At 67.9% G+C, this 15,151-nt stretch carries 13 protein-coding genes; all 13 read right to left on the bottom strand.

Annotation, left to right across the window (positions count from 1 at the left end; translation table 11 throughout):
• Positions 1–13: 13 nt before the first annotated feature.
• A complete protein-coding gene (locus ACJ7IV_RS06100) occupies positions 14–595 on the bottom strand; it encodes a CvpA family protein (RefSeq protein ID WP_483866222.1) in 582 nt (193 codons plus the stop codon).
• Position 596: 1 nt separating this feature from the next.
• Entirely contained in the window at positions 597–1,286 is a 690-nt protein-coding gene (locus ACJ7IV_RS06095) for an SPOR domain-containing protein (protein WP_483866221.1), read from the bottom strand.
• Complete coding sequence (folC, locus tag ACJ7IV_RS06090; protein WP_483866220.1) at positions 1,283–2,587, bottom strand: bifunctional tetrahydrofolate synthase/dihydrofolate synthase; 1,305 nt, start codon at positions 2,585–2,587, stop codon at positions 1,283–1,285. Before folC ends, ACJ7IV_RS06095 begins: the two co-directional genes overlap by 4 nt.
• Positions 2,559–3,602, bottom strand: a complete 1,044-nt coding sequence (gene accD / locus ACJ7IV_RS06085) for an acetyl-CoA carboxylase, carboxyltransferase subunit beta (protein WP_483866219.1) — start codon at positions 3,600–3,602, stop codon at positions 2,559–2,561. The genes folC and accD overlap by 29 nt, the downstream gene beginning before the upstream one ends.
• 73 nt (positions 3,603–3,675) lie before the next feature.
• Entirely contained in the window at positions 3,676–4,488 is an 813-nt protein-coding gene (gene trpA / locus ACJ7IV_RS06080) for a tryptophan synthase subunit alpha (protein ID WP_483866218.1), read from the bottom strand.
• A 15-nt stretch (positions 4,489–4,503) separates the two neighbouring features.
• The gene (trpB, locus tag ACJ7IV_RS06075) at positions 4,504–5,742 is read right to left on the bottom strand and encodes a tryptophan synthase subunit beta (RefSeq protein WP_483866217.1); all 1,239 of its coding nucleotides are present in this window, start codon (positions 5,740–5,742) and stop codon (positions 4,504–4,506) included.
• 52 nt (positions 5,743–5,794) lie between these two features.
• Positions 5,795–6,427 (bottom strand): phosphoribosylanthranilate isomerase, encoded by a 633-nt coding sequence (locus tag ACJ7IV_RS06070; RefSeq protein WP_483866216.1) that lies wholly within the window; start codon positions 6,425–6,427, stop codon positions 5,795–5,797.
• Positions 6,424–7,344, bottom strand: coding sequence for a tRNA pseudouridine(38-40) synthase TruA (gene truA / locus ACJ7IV_RS06065; protein ID WP_483866215.1), 921 nt, complete (start codon positions 7,342–7,344; stop codon positions 6,424–6,426). Before truA ends, ACJ7IV_RS06070 begins: the two co-directional genes overlap by 4 nt.
• Before the next feature lie 7 nt (positions 7,345–7,351).
• Positions 7,352–10,117: a FimV/HubP family polar landmark protein gene (locus tag ACJ7IV_RS06060; protein ID WP_483866214.1), complete on the bottom strand. Its 2,766-nt coding sequence runs from the start codon at positions 10,115–10,117 to the stop codon at positions 7,352–7,354.
• Between the two features lie 255 nt (positions 10,118–10,372).
• Positions 10,373–11,485 carry an aspartate-semialdehyde dehydrogenase gene (gene asd / locus ACJ7IV_RS06055; RefSeq protein ID WP_483866213.1) on the bottom strand — a complete coding sequence of 371 codons (1,113 nt, stop codon included), beginning with the start codon at positions 11,483–11,485 and terminating at the stop codon, positions 10,373–10,375.
• 195 nt (positions 11,486–11,680) lie between these two features.
• Complete coding sequence (gene leuB, locus ACJ7IV_RS06050) at positions 11,681–12,760, bottom strand: 3-isopropylmalate dehydrogenase (RefSeq protein WP_161432801.1); 1,080 nt, start codon at positions 12,758–12,760, stop codon at positions 11,681–11,683.
• 174 nt (positions 12,761–12,934) lie between these two features.
• Entirely contained in the window at positions 12,935–13,588 is a 654-nt protein-coding gene (leuD, locus tag ACJ7IV_RS06045; protein ID WP_483866212.1) for a 3-isopropylmalate dehydratase small subunit, read from the bottom strand.
• Positions 13,589–13,591: 3 nt separating this feature from the next.
• Positions 13,592–15,043 (bottom strand): 3-isopropylmalate dehydratase large subunit, encoded by a 1,452-nt coding sequence (gene leuC / locus ACJ7IV_RS06040; RefSeq protein WP_483866211.1) that lies wholly within the window; start codon positions 15,041–15,043, stop codon positions 13,592–13,594.
• Positions 15,044–15,151 lie beyond the last annotated feature (108 nt).

Genomic DNA, 15,151 nt, shown 5'->3' with positions numbered 1-15,151 from the left:
CGGCGTCCGGAATTCATCTGTCGGGGGGCGTCGTCTCGCTGTCGGGCGTGGCGTCCTCGGCCGGCTTGGCGCCCGGCAGGGAGAGCTCGCCGAGCGATGCGGGCGCCTCGGGAATCCGGCCATCCCAGGCCTCGAAATGGCTCACCGCCCAGTCACGCAGCTGCTCGAGATGCGGACGCAGCGTCGCGCCCTGCCAGGCCTCGAGCCGGGCGAGGGGTGTCAGGCCGATCACGATGGTCACCAGCACCAGGATCGCCGCCCCCTTGGCCACCCCGAAGGCGGCCCCCAGCAGCCGGTTGACCAGCCCCATGCCGACCCACTCCACGGCGGCCTGCAGCAGGCGAATGATGATGCCGCAGGCCAGTACCACGCCCAGTATCACCAGCACGAAGGCCAGCACCAGTCGGCCATCGGCGCTGTCGATGACCCCGGCCAGCAGGTCGGCCACCGGCTGCGCCAGCACACGTGCCGCCAGCAGGGCGACGACCCAGGCCGCCAGGCCCAGGGCCTCACGCACCAGGCCACGCAGCAGGCCGGTGATCCCGGTGACCGCGAGCAGCGCGATGAAGGTCCAGTCGAGCCAGGTCAGGGTCATGTCACTCCCTCACCCGCACCAGCAGTCCCTGCAGGTTGACGCGAGCCTTGACCTCGCCGACCGCCCGCTCGCCGGCCTCGGAGCTGGCGAAGGGGCCCACGTAGACGGTGGTGAGGTCGTTGCCACGCGGACGGCTGTAGGCGCTGAAGCCCTCGTCACGCAGCTGATTCAGCAACCGCTCGACGTTGGCCTGCTGCCCGAAGCTGCCCACCTGAACGGCCCACTCGCCCCCTGACACGGCACTCTCCACCGCCTCGGCGTCGGCCTGGTCGGATGCGGAGGCGCTTCCGGCCAGGCGCTGGTCGGCGGCCCGCGCCAGCTCGGCGATGGGGTCGACGGCAGGCTCGGCGGAGGCCGTTTCCTCGACGGGTGGCTCCTCGGCCAACTCCCCCTCGCCCACCCCGGCCTCATCCGACGTGGCCAGCTGGGCAGGGTTTGCCCCGCCGTCAGACATGAGCCCGGTATCGGGCTCGGGAATCTCGTCGGACGGGTCCGACTCCGCCAGGCTGGCCGGCGGCACCGGCTCGGGAACATCGTGGCGCTCGACCTCGATGGGGGTGTCGATACTCAGTACCGGCTCGGGGCGATCGTCCCGGGGTGCCGGCTCATCGAACAGCATGGGCACGAAGATCACCGCCAGGGCGATCAGGATCACCGCGCCGCTGAGACGCTCTCGCATACCGTACTTCACGGGGCTACCTCCCTGGAGCTCTCGTCCGTATCAGTCTGACCCGGCGAGGCGTGACTCGCCAGCCATTGCAGCACCTCACCCACCGTGAAGAAGGAACCACACACCAGTACCCGGTCCTCGGCTTCCAGCCGGCTGGCCAGCCAGGCCGCTGCCTCGCCGGGCGAGGCGGCGCGATGCAGGACGCGCTCGCCCTGTTCCTCGAGGTGTTCGGCCAGCTCATCGGCGCTGCGCGCCCGCTCACCTGTCAGGCTCGCCGTTACCCAGCCATCAACGACCGGCGCCAGGGCGGCGATCACGCCGGGAGCGTCCTTGTCGCCGAGCATGGCCAGCAGCGCCAGGGTACGCCCGCAGCCGGGGGTGGCCCGCAACCGGTCGGCCAGATAGCCGGCCGCGTGGGGGTTGTGGCCGACGTCCAGGCACCACTGGCCCCACCACTGCATGCGCCCCGGCAAGCGCACCTCGGAGAGTGCCCGCCGGCACGCCTCGGCCTCCAGCGACACTCCGGCCAGGCTCAAGGCCTGGAGCGCCGTCGCGGCATTATCCAGGGGCAGGCCGGGGTCGGGCAGGGTGGGATCCCAGGCGTAGGCCTCGCCCAGGGCGTAGACGGGGGCACCCAGCTCGTCGGCGACCTCCCGCACGCTGGCAGGCAACGTGGTGCTGCCCAGCACCGCGGGGCGTCCGGGGCGCAGGATGCCGGCCTTCTCGCGACCGATCTGCTCGAGGTCGGTCCCCAGGAAGGCGGCGTGGTCCTGGGCCACGGTGGTCACCACCGCCACGTCGGGATCGATCACGTTCACCGCATCGAGCCGGCCTCCGAGCCCCACCTCGAGGATGGCGAGGTCGGGAGGTCGCTGCGAGATCGCCCACAGCGCCCCCAGGGTGCCCACCTCGAAGTAGGTCAGGCTTACCGGATCGCCGGCCAGGCGCGCCCTCTCCACCGCCTCGAAGCCGGCGATCAGGGTGGCGTCGTCGGCCTCGGCGCCATCGAGGCGCAGCCGCTCGTTGTAGCGGATCAGGTGGGGAGAGGTGTAGGTCGCCGTGGTCAGGCCATGAGCGCGGGCCAGGGCCTCCAGCAGGGCCACCGTGGAGCCCTTGCCGTTGGTGCCGGCAACGGTGATGACCCGCCCGGCCAAACGGTCGGTGAGCAGTCCCATGCGCCGGGCGACCTCGGCCACACGCTCGAGGCCGAGGTCGATCCCCACGGGATGGGCGGCCTCGAGACGGACCAGCCAGGCGTCCAGGGTGGTGGGCAGCGCCTCGCTCATGGAGGCGTCAGCGCCGCTCTTCACCGGACGCATCATCCCCCGATGACACCTCACCCGGTGATGCCTCGCCCTCGCTGCCGGTATTCGACACCTCGGCCGCGGGAGCGTCGACTTCGGGCTCGGATGTTGCGGGAGCCTGTGCCTGCTCGGCCGCATCGACGAGATCCGGTGCCGGCGCTTCGGGTTCACCGATGGCGGGCTGGTGAGTGAGCTTGCGCAGCACGCGCCCCAGGCGGTGACGGATATCGCGGCGATGGACGATCATATCCACGGTGCCGTGCTCGAGCAGGAATTCGCTGCGCTGGAAGCCCTCGGGGAGCTTCTCGCGCACCGTCTGCTCGATGACGCGCGGGCCAGCGAAGCCGATCAGGGCGTTGGGCTCGGCCACGTTGAGATCTCCAAGCATGGCCAGCGACGCCGAGACCCCGCCGAAGACGGGATCGGTCAGCACCGAGATATAGGGCACGCCGGCCTGCTTCAGCTTCTCCAGCGCCGCCGAGGTCTTGGCCATCTGCATCAGCGAGAACAGCGCCTCCTGCATGCGCGCCCCGCCGGAGGCGGAGAAGCAGATCAGCGGAATGCCCTCCTCCAGGGCCACGGTGGCGGCGCGCACGAACTTCTCGCCCACCACCGCGCCCATGGAGCCACCCATGAAGGAGAACTCGAAGGCCACCGTGACCACCGGCAGGCCATCCAGGGTGCCGCGCATGGCGATCAGCGCGTCCTTCTCACCGGTCTCCTTCTGGGCCGCCGCCAGGCGGTCCTTGTACTTCTTCGAGTCACGGAACTTGAGGCGGTCGACGGGCTCGACCTCGGCGGCGATCTCCTCGCGGCCCTCCTTGTCGAGGAACCAGTCGAGGCGCTTGCGGGCGGTCAAGCGCAGGTGGTGATCGCACTTGGGGCAGACGTTGTGCTGCTTCTCGAGTTCGGGCAGGTAGAGCACCGCCTCGCACTTGGGACACTTGCGCCACAGGCCGTCGGGTACGCTTGCGCGGCGGTCGTGGCGCTGGATACGCCCGATGGAGGGCACGATCTTGTCTAGCCAGCTCATGTCAGAAAGGGTCCGTGTTCGTGTCGGCACCCGGGAAGGGCCCGGATGCATGGATCGATTCGTGTGACGAGGCTCAAGCGCCCAGGGCGTCCAGGGCCTGACGCATCTCACCCAATACCGCCTTGAGCTCGGCGGGAATCGCCTCGGGCGTGTCGGCATTGGCGGCAATACGGCTGACCAGCGCCGAGCCGACGATGACCCCGTCGGCCACCTTGCCCACCTCGGCGGCGGAGGCGCCGTCGCGGATGCCGAAGCCCACGCACAGCGGCAGATCGGTCATGCGCCGCAGCGGCGCCAGGTGCTCGGCCACGTCCACCGCATTGAGGATGGCGGAGCCGGTGACGCCCTTGAGCGAGACGTAATAGAGATAGCCCTCGCCATGGGCACATATTGTAGCGGCCCGCTCTTCGGAAGTGGTAGGCGCGACGAGGAAGATCGAGGCGAGCCCGTGGGACTTGAGCAGCGGCCCGAGTTCCTCGGCCTCCTCGGGAGGCATGTCCACCGCCAGCACGCCGTCCACACCGGCCGCCGCGGCCTGCTCGGCGAAGGCAGCAAGGCCGATGCGCTCCATGGGGTTGAGGTAGCCCATCAGCACCACCGGGGTGCTGGTGTCGGTCTGGCGGAACTCGCGCACCATCTCGAACAGGTGGGAGAGCCGCACACCGTGCTTCAGGGCCCGCTCACACGCCTTCTGGATCACCGGGCCGTCGGCCATGGGGTCGGAGAACGGCACCCCCAGCTCGATGACGTCGGCCCCCGCCTCCACCAGAGCGTGCATGAATCCCACGGTGTACTCGGGCGACGGGTCGCCGGCGGTGATATAGGGAATCAGTGCACGGCGTCCCTGGGACTTGAGTTCGGCGAAGCGTTGGTCGATACGATTCATGGTCTGGCCCGTCATCTAGAATTCGATCCCGTCGATCTTGGCGACGGTCATGATGTCCTTGTCGCCGCGACCGGAGAGGTTGACGACGATGTTCTGGTCGGGGCGCATGGTGGGTGCCAGCACCTTGGCATAGGCCAGGGCATGGGCGGATTCCAGGGCCGGCATGATGCCCTCGACGCGGGTCAGCTCGCGGAATGCCTCGAGCACCTCGGTGTCGTTGGCGGCCACGTAGTTGACGCGGCCGACATCCTTCCAGAGCGCATGCTCCGGACCCACGCCCGGGTAGTCGAGACCGGCCGACACCGAGTGGGTGTCGGAGACCTGGCCGCCCTCGTCGGACATCAGGTAGGTGCGATTGCCGTGCAGCACACCGCGCGGCGCACCGGAGGAGAGCGGCGCCGCGTGGCGACCGGTCTCGACGCCGTCGCCGCCGGCCTCGACGCCGTACATCACTACCTCGTCATCCTCGACGAAGGGGTAGAACAGCCCCATGGCGTTGGAGCCGCCGCCCACGCAGGCGACCAGCGCATCGGGCAGCCTGCCGAACTCCTCGAAGGACTGGCGGCGCGCCTCGCGACCCACCACGGCATTGAAGTCGCGAACCAGCATCGGATAGGGGTGCGGGCCGGCCACGGTACCGATGATGTAGAAGGTGTTGTCGACGTTGGTGACCCAGTCGCGCAGCGCCTCGTTCATGGCGTCCTTGAGGGTGCGGGTACCGGACTCCACCGAGATCACGTTGGCTCCCAGCAGGCGCATGCGATAGACGTTGAGCTTCTGACGCTGGATGTCCTCGGCGCCCATATAAACCTCGCACTCCAGGCCCAGCCGCGCCGCCACGGTGGCGGTGGCGACGCCGTGCTGGCCGGCGCCGGTCTCGGCGATCACCCGCGGCTTGCCGCTCTTCTTGGCGAGCAGCGCCTGGCCGATGGTGTTGTTCACCTTGTGGGCGCCGGTGTGGTTGAGGTCCTCGCGCTTGAGCCAGATCTGCGCGCCACCGAGCCGCTTCGACCACCGCTCGGCATGGTAGAGCGGAGAAGGCCGACCCACATAGTGGGCCAGGTCATAGTCGAATTCCGCCTGGAAGGCCGGATCATCACGAAGACTCAGGTAGGTCTTCTCCAGCTCGTCCAGGGCGAAGCTCAGGGTCTCCGAGACGAACCGGCCGCCATAGGGGCCAAAGTGGCCGCGGGCATCCGGCAGTCGGGTCAGGTCACTGAACTTGCTCACGAAAGACACCTCACAGGTCGCCATTGGGCTTGGGGGTTACAGGGGCTTGATAGGCCGGAGGTCGGGCACGCGGCACTCAGGGACGGCGCCGGTCGCCGTCGCGCACCGCCGCCATGAAGGCGGCCATGCGCGAGGCATCCTTGGTGCCCGGCGCGGCCTCGATGCCACCCGAGACATCAAGCGCGAAGGGTGCCACCGACGCGATGGCCTCGGCCGCATTGGCCGCGCTCAATCCTCCAGCGAGAATAACAGGTTTTGCCAGGTTTGCGGGGATCCGCGACCAGTCGAAGGTCTCCCCGGTGCCCCCCGGCACGCCGGGGCGATAGGCATCGAGCAGCAGCCCCCGTGCCCCGGCATACTCCTCCGCGGCCGTCCCAAGATCGAGGTCGTCGCGCATCCGCAGCGCCTTGATCCAGGCACGCTCGAATCGGGCACACTCGGCCGGCGACTCGTTGCCGTGGAATTGCAGCAGGTCGAGATGGGGCGCACAGCGGTCGATCCACGCGGGGTCGGCGTCGACAAACAGCCCCACCCGAGTGACGAAGGCCGGCACCCGGGCGGCGAGCTCCTCGAGCCGTTGCTCATCAATGGCACGCTTGCTGCCGGGCCAGAGCACGAAGCCCAGGGCGTCGACACCCGCGGCCACCGCGGCATCCACGTCCTCGGCACGGGTCAGGCCGCAGAACTTCACGCGAGTGCGTCCGCTCATGTGACCTCCTGGCCGGCGGCCAGCGGTCGCCCGCGACGGAACTCGACCATGGGGCAGTCCGGCAAGGCTCGCTCACCGGTCCACTCCCCCAAAAAGGCCAGCAGGTTGGGCCCCAGCGGCTCGCGAGGCAGCCCCCACTGTTCGTCGTAGAGGGAGTCGACGAAGTGCAGGCCGCAGGCCGGGGCGGTCACGTCGGCCAGGGTGCGATCCTTGAGGGCCATCAGTTCGGCCAGATAGTCGTCGCCACGCTCGCCGCGCCCCACGGTGACCAGGGCGCCGACGATATTGCGGATCATGTGATGCAGGAAAGCATTGCCCTGGACGTCGACCACCACCAGCGGGCCGTGACGATGCACCTCGATGAAGTGCAGGTGGCGCCAGGGAGTCTTCGACTGGCAGCCGGCGGCACGGAAGCTGGAGAAGTCATGCTCGCCCACCAGCGCCTGGGCGGCGCGGTGCATGGCATCGGCGTCCAGGGGGGCGCGGCACCAGGTCACGTTGGCGCGCTCCAGCACCGGTCGACTCGGCTGGTTGAGCAGCACGTAACGATAGCGGCGTGCCAGGGCCTTGAAACGCGAGTGAAAGTCATCGGGCACCTCGGTGACCCAGCGCACGGCGATGTCGCGCGGCAGGTTGGCATTGGTGCCGAACACCCAGGCCTTCTGGGAGCGCGGCACCGGGGCATCGAAGTGGATGATCTGGCGGGTGGCGTGGACACCGGAGTCGGTGCGCCCGCTGGCGTGAATGCGTATCGGGGTGCTGGCCACTCTGGCCAGGGCCTCCTCGAGGGAGGCCTGCACGGAGGGGGCATGCTTGAGGAACTGCCAGCCACAATAGGCACTGCCGTCATACTCGACCCCCATGGCCAGGCGTCCGGTCATGGGGGTGCGTTCATCGAGGCGTTGAAAGAGGGTCATTCGGTGATCAGGCATCCAGTCGTCTGAGCAGCGCCAGGGCCTCGTCGCGAATCGCCGGATCGTCGCTGCGACTCAACTCATCGAGCAGTTCACGGGCCTGGCCGGCTTCGCCGGCCTCGACCAGCCGACGGGTCTCGGCCAGGCGCTCGGCAGCGCTGACGGAAAGCCTCTCATTATCCGCATGAAGGGGCGGGAAGGAAACCTCCTCGACCTCCCAGTCACTACCGAGAGGCCGCTCGGACGCCTTGTCGGCATCGCCGCGCGACAAACTCTCTCCCTCGTCGAAGCCGGCCCCCTTCTCGGCCATGCCCAGGTTACCGGGCGTAAACTCGACGCTGGGCTGCATGGGCGTCTCCTCTCGGGCGGGCGCGGAGGCGTCGAGGGTGGGCGGCCGATAGTCGATCACCTCGCGGCCGTCATCGAGCTTCCGGGTGGCCACCTCGGGCAACGGCGAGACCTCTTCCGGCTCCGCCTCGGACTCCGCTGCTGGCTTGCGGTCGGGCTCCGTCTCATCGCTGGATTCCTGCGCCAGATCCTGTTCATGCTGGGGCACTGGCTCGGCCTCGGGGTCGTGATCAGGCTTCCCGCCAATATCATCGGCGACCTCCGGGCGGCGGTAAGGCGACGACTCGGTGGCCGGCGCCGATGGCTCGTGATCGCCCTGGCGCGCAGCTCGCGACTCGGCTCCTGCCTGCGCTTCCGGCTCGTCCGTATCGTCGTCGGCCGGCTGGTCGAAGCGTCTCGGCGGGAAGGCCGCCGCTTCGCCGAAGTCGGCACGCTCACCGCGCGGTTCGGGGGCGACGCGCCCCGGCAGCTCGGTGGAGAGGCCGTGGCGTGCCATCAGCCCATCGGCTTCCTCGATCACCGCCGGGTTGCCCCCCTCGCGCAGGTTGGCCAGCTCGCGCTCGGCGGCCTCGCGACTGCCCTGCTCCAGGTGGACGCCCAACAGCTTCAGGCGCAGGTCGTCCCGCTCGGGCTCGCGGGCCAGGTTCGCTTCAAGCAGTTCGCGTGCCTGGTCGTAGCGACCGTAGGCGATAAAGATGTCGGCCTCGTTGATGGCCTCCGCCTGGGGCAGGCTGGCACGCACCGAGGTATTGTCAGGCGAGGCGTCGGCGGCAGGCGGGCCGTCATCAGCGGTCGAGGTGGGTGGGCGTACCGGCGAGGCTGCCCCCGGAATGGCGACGCGCACTCCACCATCCTCAGGCGAGGCGCCCTCCTCCCTGCCACGCCGCCGACGCACCGCCAGCCAAAGCGCGAGAAGCGCGGCCAGGCCGGCGCCCCCCAGCATCAGATTACGATCCAGATCGCCCGGGTAGAGACTGCCCCACCAGCGGGCCTGCTGATCCTCGCCGGCGGTGGCATCGAGTCCACCGCCGCCGGGAGCGTCAGCGCCACTGCCACCGGCCGTCAGGGCGGCCAGCTGGTCACGCAGCGCCGCCAGCTCGTCACGCATGTCACCGAGCTCCTGCTGCAGCTCGTCGCGCTCCTCCTGCACCGCCTCCAGCTGGGCCTGGCTCTGCTGCCAGCGGTTTTCCAGGCGCAACAGGCGCTGGTCCTCGCTGAGGCCACCATCGCCGTAGAGCGCCTCGAGCAACTCAGGGTCGATCTCGACACGCGCCACCACCTCGCTGTCGCCCTCACCCTGATCAGTCGCCTCGCCTTCAACGGGGCTATCGCCATCGACACTCTCGGCATCGGCGGCCAGCACCTGCTCCGCCGCCAACTGGGCATCGGTCAGCAGGGTCAATCGGGGCGCGGGGGCCTCATCGGCTGCCTGGGGTTCGCCCTGGGCAGCTTCATCGCCCGTCGCTTCTTCGACAGCGGCTTCCTCGTCAGTGGCGTCCTCACTGGACGCCACTGCCTCTGCCTCATCGGGAGAGGATGCCTGGGTCTCCGGGGATGTTTGCGATGCGCTGGCCACCGCACTCGCCGGCGCAGCCTCCGAGCCATCCAACGGCACACGAGCCGGTGCACCACTGCCGCGATTGGCCCAGGCCTGGTTCATGGCGCTGACGATGCGATCGGCGTCCGCCTCGGAACGCGCGGCGATGGTCGCGCGATCGGGAACCGCCAGCGTGACGCCGGCACGCATGGTGTTGACATTGCCCGAGGGAAACGCCTCGGGATTGGCCGCCACCAGCGCCACCATCATCTGGTTCATGCTGATGCCGCTGTCCGGCCTCAGGCGGCCGGCCACTCCCCAGAGGGTGTCGCCGCTGCGTACCCAGGCGGGATCCCGGTTGGTGGTGGCGGACGGACGGGGCGACGGCGCAGCAGCCAAGGGGGACGGCTGCCGATCCGCCTGCGCCGACGCGGGAGAGGTCGTCGTGGGTGAAGCCACGACGCGCCGGTTGCCGGTCACCAGCGCCGGCATCTCGTCATAGTTGGGGGGATCGAGAAGCAGTGTCACTTCGCGCACCTGCTGGCCGGAGGGCCAGTCGAAACGCAACAGCAGGTCGAGCCAGGGCTCGCGCACCGGTCGCTCGGTGGTGAGATCGACGAACAGCCGCCCCTGGCGACGTTCCACTGCCACCCTCACGCTGGCGGCAAGCGGAGTGCGGGCCAGCCCGGCCGCGGCATAGGCCCGCTCGCCGGCCACCGTGACATTGAGCAGGCCAGGCTGGATACCAGCGGCGTCGACCAGGGGAACCGAGGCACGCAGCGGCGCATTGAGGGTGGAACTCACCTCCGCCTCTCCGAGCCCCAGGGCCAGCGCCATGGGACTGGTGGCGGAGAGCGAGAGCAGCATGGCGAGTGTCAGCTTGCGTTTCATGAGATTCCCTTGCAGACGTCGGCGAGCCTGACGCGTCACGTCAGCCGAAGCGAGGCCGTTATGTCATATATTTCTTACGGCCTATGTATCATAAATCTGCTACCTCTGCGCCCATGAACGTCATCTCGAGCCCACTGCCCTTCAACGTAAGCCATTGATGCTTGACGCGACACACGCATCGCTCACGAACAGACAACGGGGCGTCTCCCCAAGGAGACGCCCCGTTGTCGAACGGCCGCTGGCACAGCGGCGCGATTACTGTTGCTTCAGGATCGCGATCATGCGCTTGAGCGGCTCGGCGGCACCCCAGAGGAGCTGGTCGCCGACGCTAAAGGCGGAGAGGTACTCGCCACCAATGGCCAGCTTGCGCAGGCGACCCACTGGGACGCCGAGGGTACCGGTCACAGCGGAGGGCGTCAGGTCGCGGATGGTCGCCTCCTTGTCGTTCGGCACCACCTTGACCCAATCGTTGTGCTTGGCCAGACGATCCTCGATCTCGTCCAGGGGCACATCCTTCTTGAGCTTGATGGTGAAGGCCTGGCTGTGGGAGCGCATGGCACCGATCCGTACGCAGAGGCCATCGATCGGAATCGGATTGTCCTGGAGGCCGAGGATCTTGTTGGTCTCCACGGAGCCCTTCCACTCCTCGCGGCTCTGGCCGTTGTCGAGCTTGGTGTCGATCCACGGCAGCAGGCTGCCAGCCAGCGGCGCGCCGAAGTTGTCGGTGGGGAAGTCGCCCGAACGCATCGCCGCGGTGACCTTGCGGTCGATATCGAGGATGGCGCTGGCTGGATCGGCCAGCTCGTCGGCCACGCTGTCACGCAGGCCACCCATCTGGTTGAGCAGCTCGCGCATATGCTTGGCGCCGGAGCCGGAGGCCGCCTGGTAGGTCATGGAGGTCATCCACTCGATCAGGTCCGCCTCGAACAGTCCGCCCAGGCCCATCAGCATCAGGCTGACGGTGCAGTTGCCACCGACAAAGGTCCTGGCGCCACGGGCCAGCTGGGCATCGATCACATGGCGGTTGACCGGGTCGAGCACGATGGTGGCGTCGTCTTCCATGCGCAGGGTGCTGGCGGCATCGATCCAGTAGCCCTTCCAGCCAGCCTGGCGCAGGTCGGCGTAGACCTTCTTGGTATAGTCGCCGCCCTGGCAGGTGACGATCACGTCGAGCGCCTTTAGCGCGTCAAGGTCGAAGGCGTCCTTGAGTGCTGGCACGTCCACTCCCACATCCGGGCCAGCCTGACCGACCTGGGAGGTGGTGAAGAAGACCGGCTCGATGCCCTTGAAGTCTCCATCCTCCACCATGCGCTGCATGAGTACCGAGCCCACCATGCCGCGCCAACCGACGAAACCGACTTTCAACATGTGAAGTCCTCCAGAAATCGAATGTGCTGCTCATTATACAGAACCGAGCGCCGAGCGCCGAGCGCCGAGCAGCCAAGCTGCAAGCTGCAAGCTGCAAGCTGCAAGCTGCAATGCATTATGGCTTCAACAGCAAAGGAGCAAGCCAAGGGGTTCCTTGAAGCTTGCTCCTTGTAGCTTGAGCCTGGCCGAAGGCCCTTACAGAGCCTCGAAGGCGGCCAGCACCGCATCTCCCATCTCGCTGGTGGAGACGGTGCGCGTGCCCTCGGAGGCAATATCGGCGGTTCTCAGGCCGTCGTCCAGCACCTTGCCCACGGCCGCCTCGATGCGCTCCGCCAGTGCCGGCTCGTCCAGGGAGTAGCGCAGCATCATCGCCACCGAGAGGATGGTGGCCAGAGGGTTGGCGATACCCTGGCCGGCGATGTCCGGGGCGCTGCCGTGGCAGGGCTCGTACATGCCCTGCCCGCTCTCGTTGAGTGAGGCGGAGGGCAGCATGCCGATGGAGCCGGTGAGCATGGCGGCAGCGTCGGAGAGGATGTCACCGAACATGTTGCCGGTGACCACCACGTCGAACTGCTTGGGGGCGCGTACCAGCTGCATGGCAGCGTTGTCGACGTACATGTGGGAGAGCTCGACGTCGGGGTACTCCGGCGCCAGCCGCTCCATTACCTCGCGCCACAGGATGGTGACCTCGAGCACGTTGGCCTTGTCCACGCTGCACAGCTTCTTGTTGCGCTTCCGGGCCATCTCGAAGGCGACGCGACCGATGCGTTCGATCTCGCTTTCGGAGTAGACGTAGGTGTTGAAGCCGACGCGCTCGCCGTCACGCTCCTCGATGCCGCGGGGCTGGCCGAAGTAGATGCCGCCGGTGAGCTCGCGCACGATCATGATATCGAGGCCGGCGACCAGCTCACGCTTGAGGCTGGAGGCCTCGGCCAGTTGCGGGTAGGTGATGGCCGGGCGCAGATTGCCGAACAGGCCCAGCTGCTTGCGCACGCCGAGCAGCCCCTTCTCCGGCCGCTTGGCGAGATCCTCGATCCTGTCCCACTTGGGACCACCCACGGCACCCAACAGGATGGCACGGGCGGCCTTGGCCTTCTCGAGGGTCTCGGCGGGCAGCGGCTCACCGTGCACGTCGTAGGCGGCGCCACCCAGCAGCCCCTCCTCGACCTCCACGTCCAGGCCACGGGCCTGGCAGGCGGCCAGGATGCGGCTGGCCTGGGCGGTGATCTCGGGACCGATGCCGTCGCCCGGCAGTACCAGAATCTTCTGTGTCATCTTTGCTTCCTTGTATTGCCGCCCCACCAGTCGGGGCTTTCCCGGCGACAAGCCTTTGAGGAGGCGCTGTGAATACCTCCCTGTACGCTACCGACGCCATCCCTGGCGTAGGACCTCCTCTTTGGCTTGTCCCCGGCGCCCCTCGACATGGCAAGGGCAGCCAGATCTATGTCATCAGGCCTGGGCGCTGTCGCGGAACAGCCAGGGCCGAGCGGCACGATGCTTCGCCTCGAAGGTACGGATGGCGTCCTCGTCCTGCAGGGTGATGCCGATGTCGTCGAGTCCCTCGAGCAGACAGTGCTTGCGGAACGGGTCCACCTCGAACTCGATGACCTCGCCGGAGGGCGTGGTAATGCGCTGATTCTCCAGGTCCACATCCAGGGCGTAGCCCTCGTTGGCCGCGACTTCCTGGAACAGGCGCTCTACCGTCTCCTCGGGCAGGGTCACCAGCAGCAGGCCGTTCTTGAAGGCGTTGTTGTAGAAGATATCGGCGAAGCTCGGCGCGATCACCACCCGGAAGCCGAAGTCCTCCAGCGCCCAGGGGGCGTGCTCGCGGGAGCTGCCGCAGCCGAAGTTGCGCCGCGCCAGCAGCACGCTGGCACCCTGGTAGCGCGGCTGGTTGAGCACGAAGTCGGGGTTGATCGGCCGATTCGAGCAGTCCTGGCCCGGGTAGCCTTCGTCCAGATAGCGCAGCTCATCGAACAGGTTGACGCCGAAGCCGGTGCGCTTGATCGATTTGAGGAACTGCTTGGGAATGATCAGGTCGGTGTCGACATTGGCCCGGTCGAGAGGGGCGACGAGACCTTCGCTACGTTCGAACTTCTTCATGATTCAGGCCTCCTGCGCCTGGGCGTCGTCGTTGGCGGCAAGCTGCCTCACATCCACGAAATGACCGGCGATAGCGGCGGCGGCAGCCATGGCCGGGCTGACCAGGTGAGTGCGACCGCCATAGCCCTGGCGCCCCTCGAAGTTGCGGTTGGAGGTGGAGGCGCAGTGCTCGCCGGCCCCCAGCTTGTCGGCATTCATGGCCAGGCACATGGAGCAGCCCGGCTCGCGCCACTCGAAGCCCGCCTCGATGAACACCTTGTCGAGCCCCTCGGCCTCGGCCTGGCGCTTCACCAGGCCGGAGCCCGGCACCACCATGGCCAGCTTGATGGAGTCGGCGACCTTCTTGCCTCGTGCTACCTTGGCCGCCTCGCGCAGATCCTCGATGCGCGAGTTGGTGCAGGAGCCGATGAACACCTTGTCAAGGCGGATGTCGGTGATCTTCTGACGAGGCGAGAGCCCCATGTACTGGAGCGCACGGGTATAGCCGTTGCGCACGGTGTCGTCATCCTGCTCGGCGGGGTCGGGGACCTCACCGGAAACGCCGGTCACCATCTCGGGGCTGGTGCCCCAGCTGACCTGCGGTTCGATCTCGGCGGCATCCAGCACCACCACCTTGTCGAATTCGGCGTCGGTATCCGAGACCAGGCCGCGCCAGTCGGCCACGGCGGCCTCCCACTGCTCGCCCCTGGGGGCGTAGTGTCGGTCGCGCAGGTAGTCGATGGTGGTGTCGTCCACGGCGATCAGGCCGACCCGGGCGCCGGCCTCGATGGCCATGTTGCACACCGTCATGCGGCCCTCCATGGAGAGGCCCTGGATGGCGCTGCCGGCAAACTCGATGGCGTAGCCGGTGCCGCCGGCGGTGCCGATGCGGCCGATGATGGCAAGCACCACGTCCTTGGCCGTGACGCCGGTGCCAAGCTGGCCCTCGACGCGCACCTGCATGTTCTTCATCTTCTGGGCCAGCAGGCACTGGGTGGCCAGCACGTGCTCGACTTCGGAGGTGCCAATACCGTGGGCCAGGGCCCCGAAGGCGCCATGGGTGGCGGTATGGGAGTCACCGCAGACCACGGTCATGCCCGGCAGGGTCGCGCCCTGCTCCGGCCCCACCACGTGGACGATGCCCTGGCGCGGGTCGTTGATCTTGAACTCCTCGATGCCGAACTCGCCACAGTTGTCGTCCAGGGTCTGCACCTGGATCAGCGACACCGGATCCTTGATGCCGGCATTGCCCTCGGCACGCTCCTTGAGGGTGGTCGGCACGTTATGGTCCGGCGTCGCCAGGTTGGCATCGATCCGCCACGGCTTGCGACCCGCCAGGCGCAGGCCCTCGAAGGCCTGGGGCGAGGTTACCTCGTGGAGCAGCTGGCGGTCGATGTAGATCAACGCGGTGCCGTCGTCGCGCTCCTTGACGAGATGCTGCGACCACAGCTTGTCGTAGAGTGTCTGGCCTGCCATATCGTTCTCCCGGGCCTTCGGCCCTGTGCGTGTCCGGTTTGTCATCATGCTGGATGGGTCTAGCAAGCGGAGGCCACGAAAGGTGGCTTGCATGGGGTCAAGTAGAAA

The organism is Halomonas sp. C10-5 (genome assembly GCF_057169305.1).
Note: the sequence above shows the minus strand (reverse complement) of the source record. Positions and strands in the feature narration are given on the sequence as shown.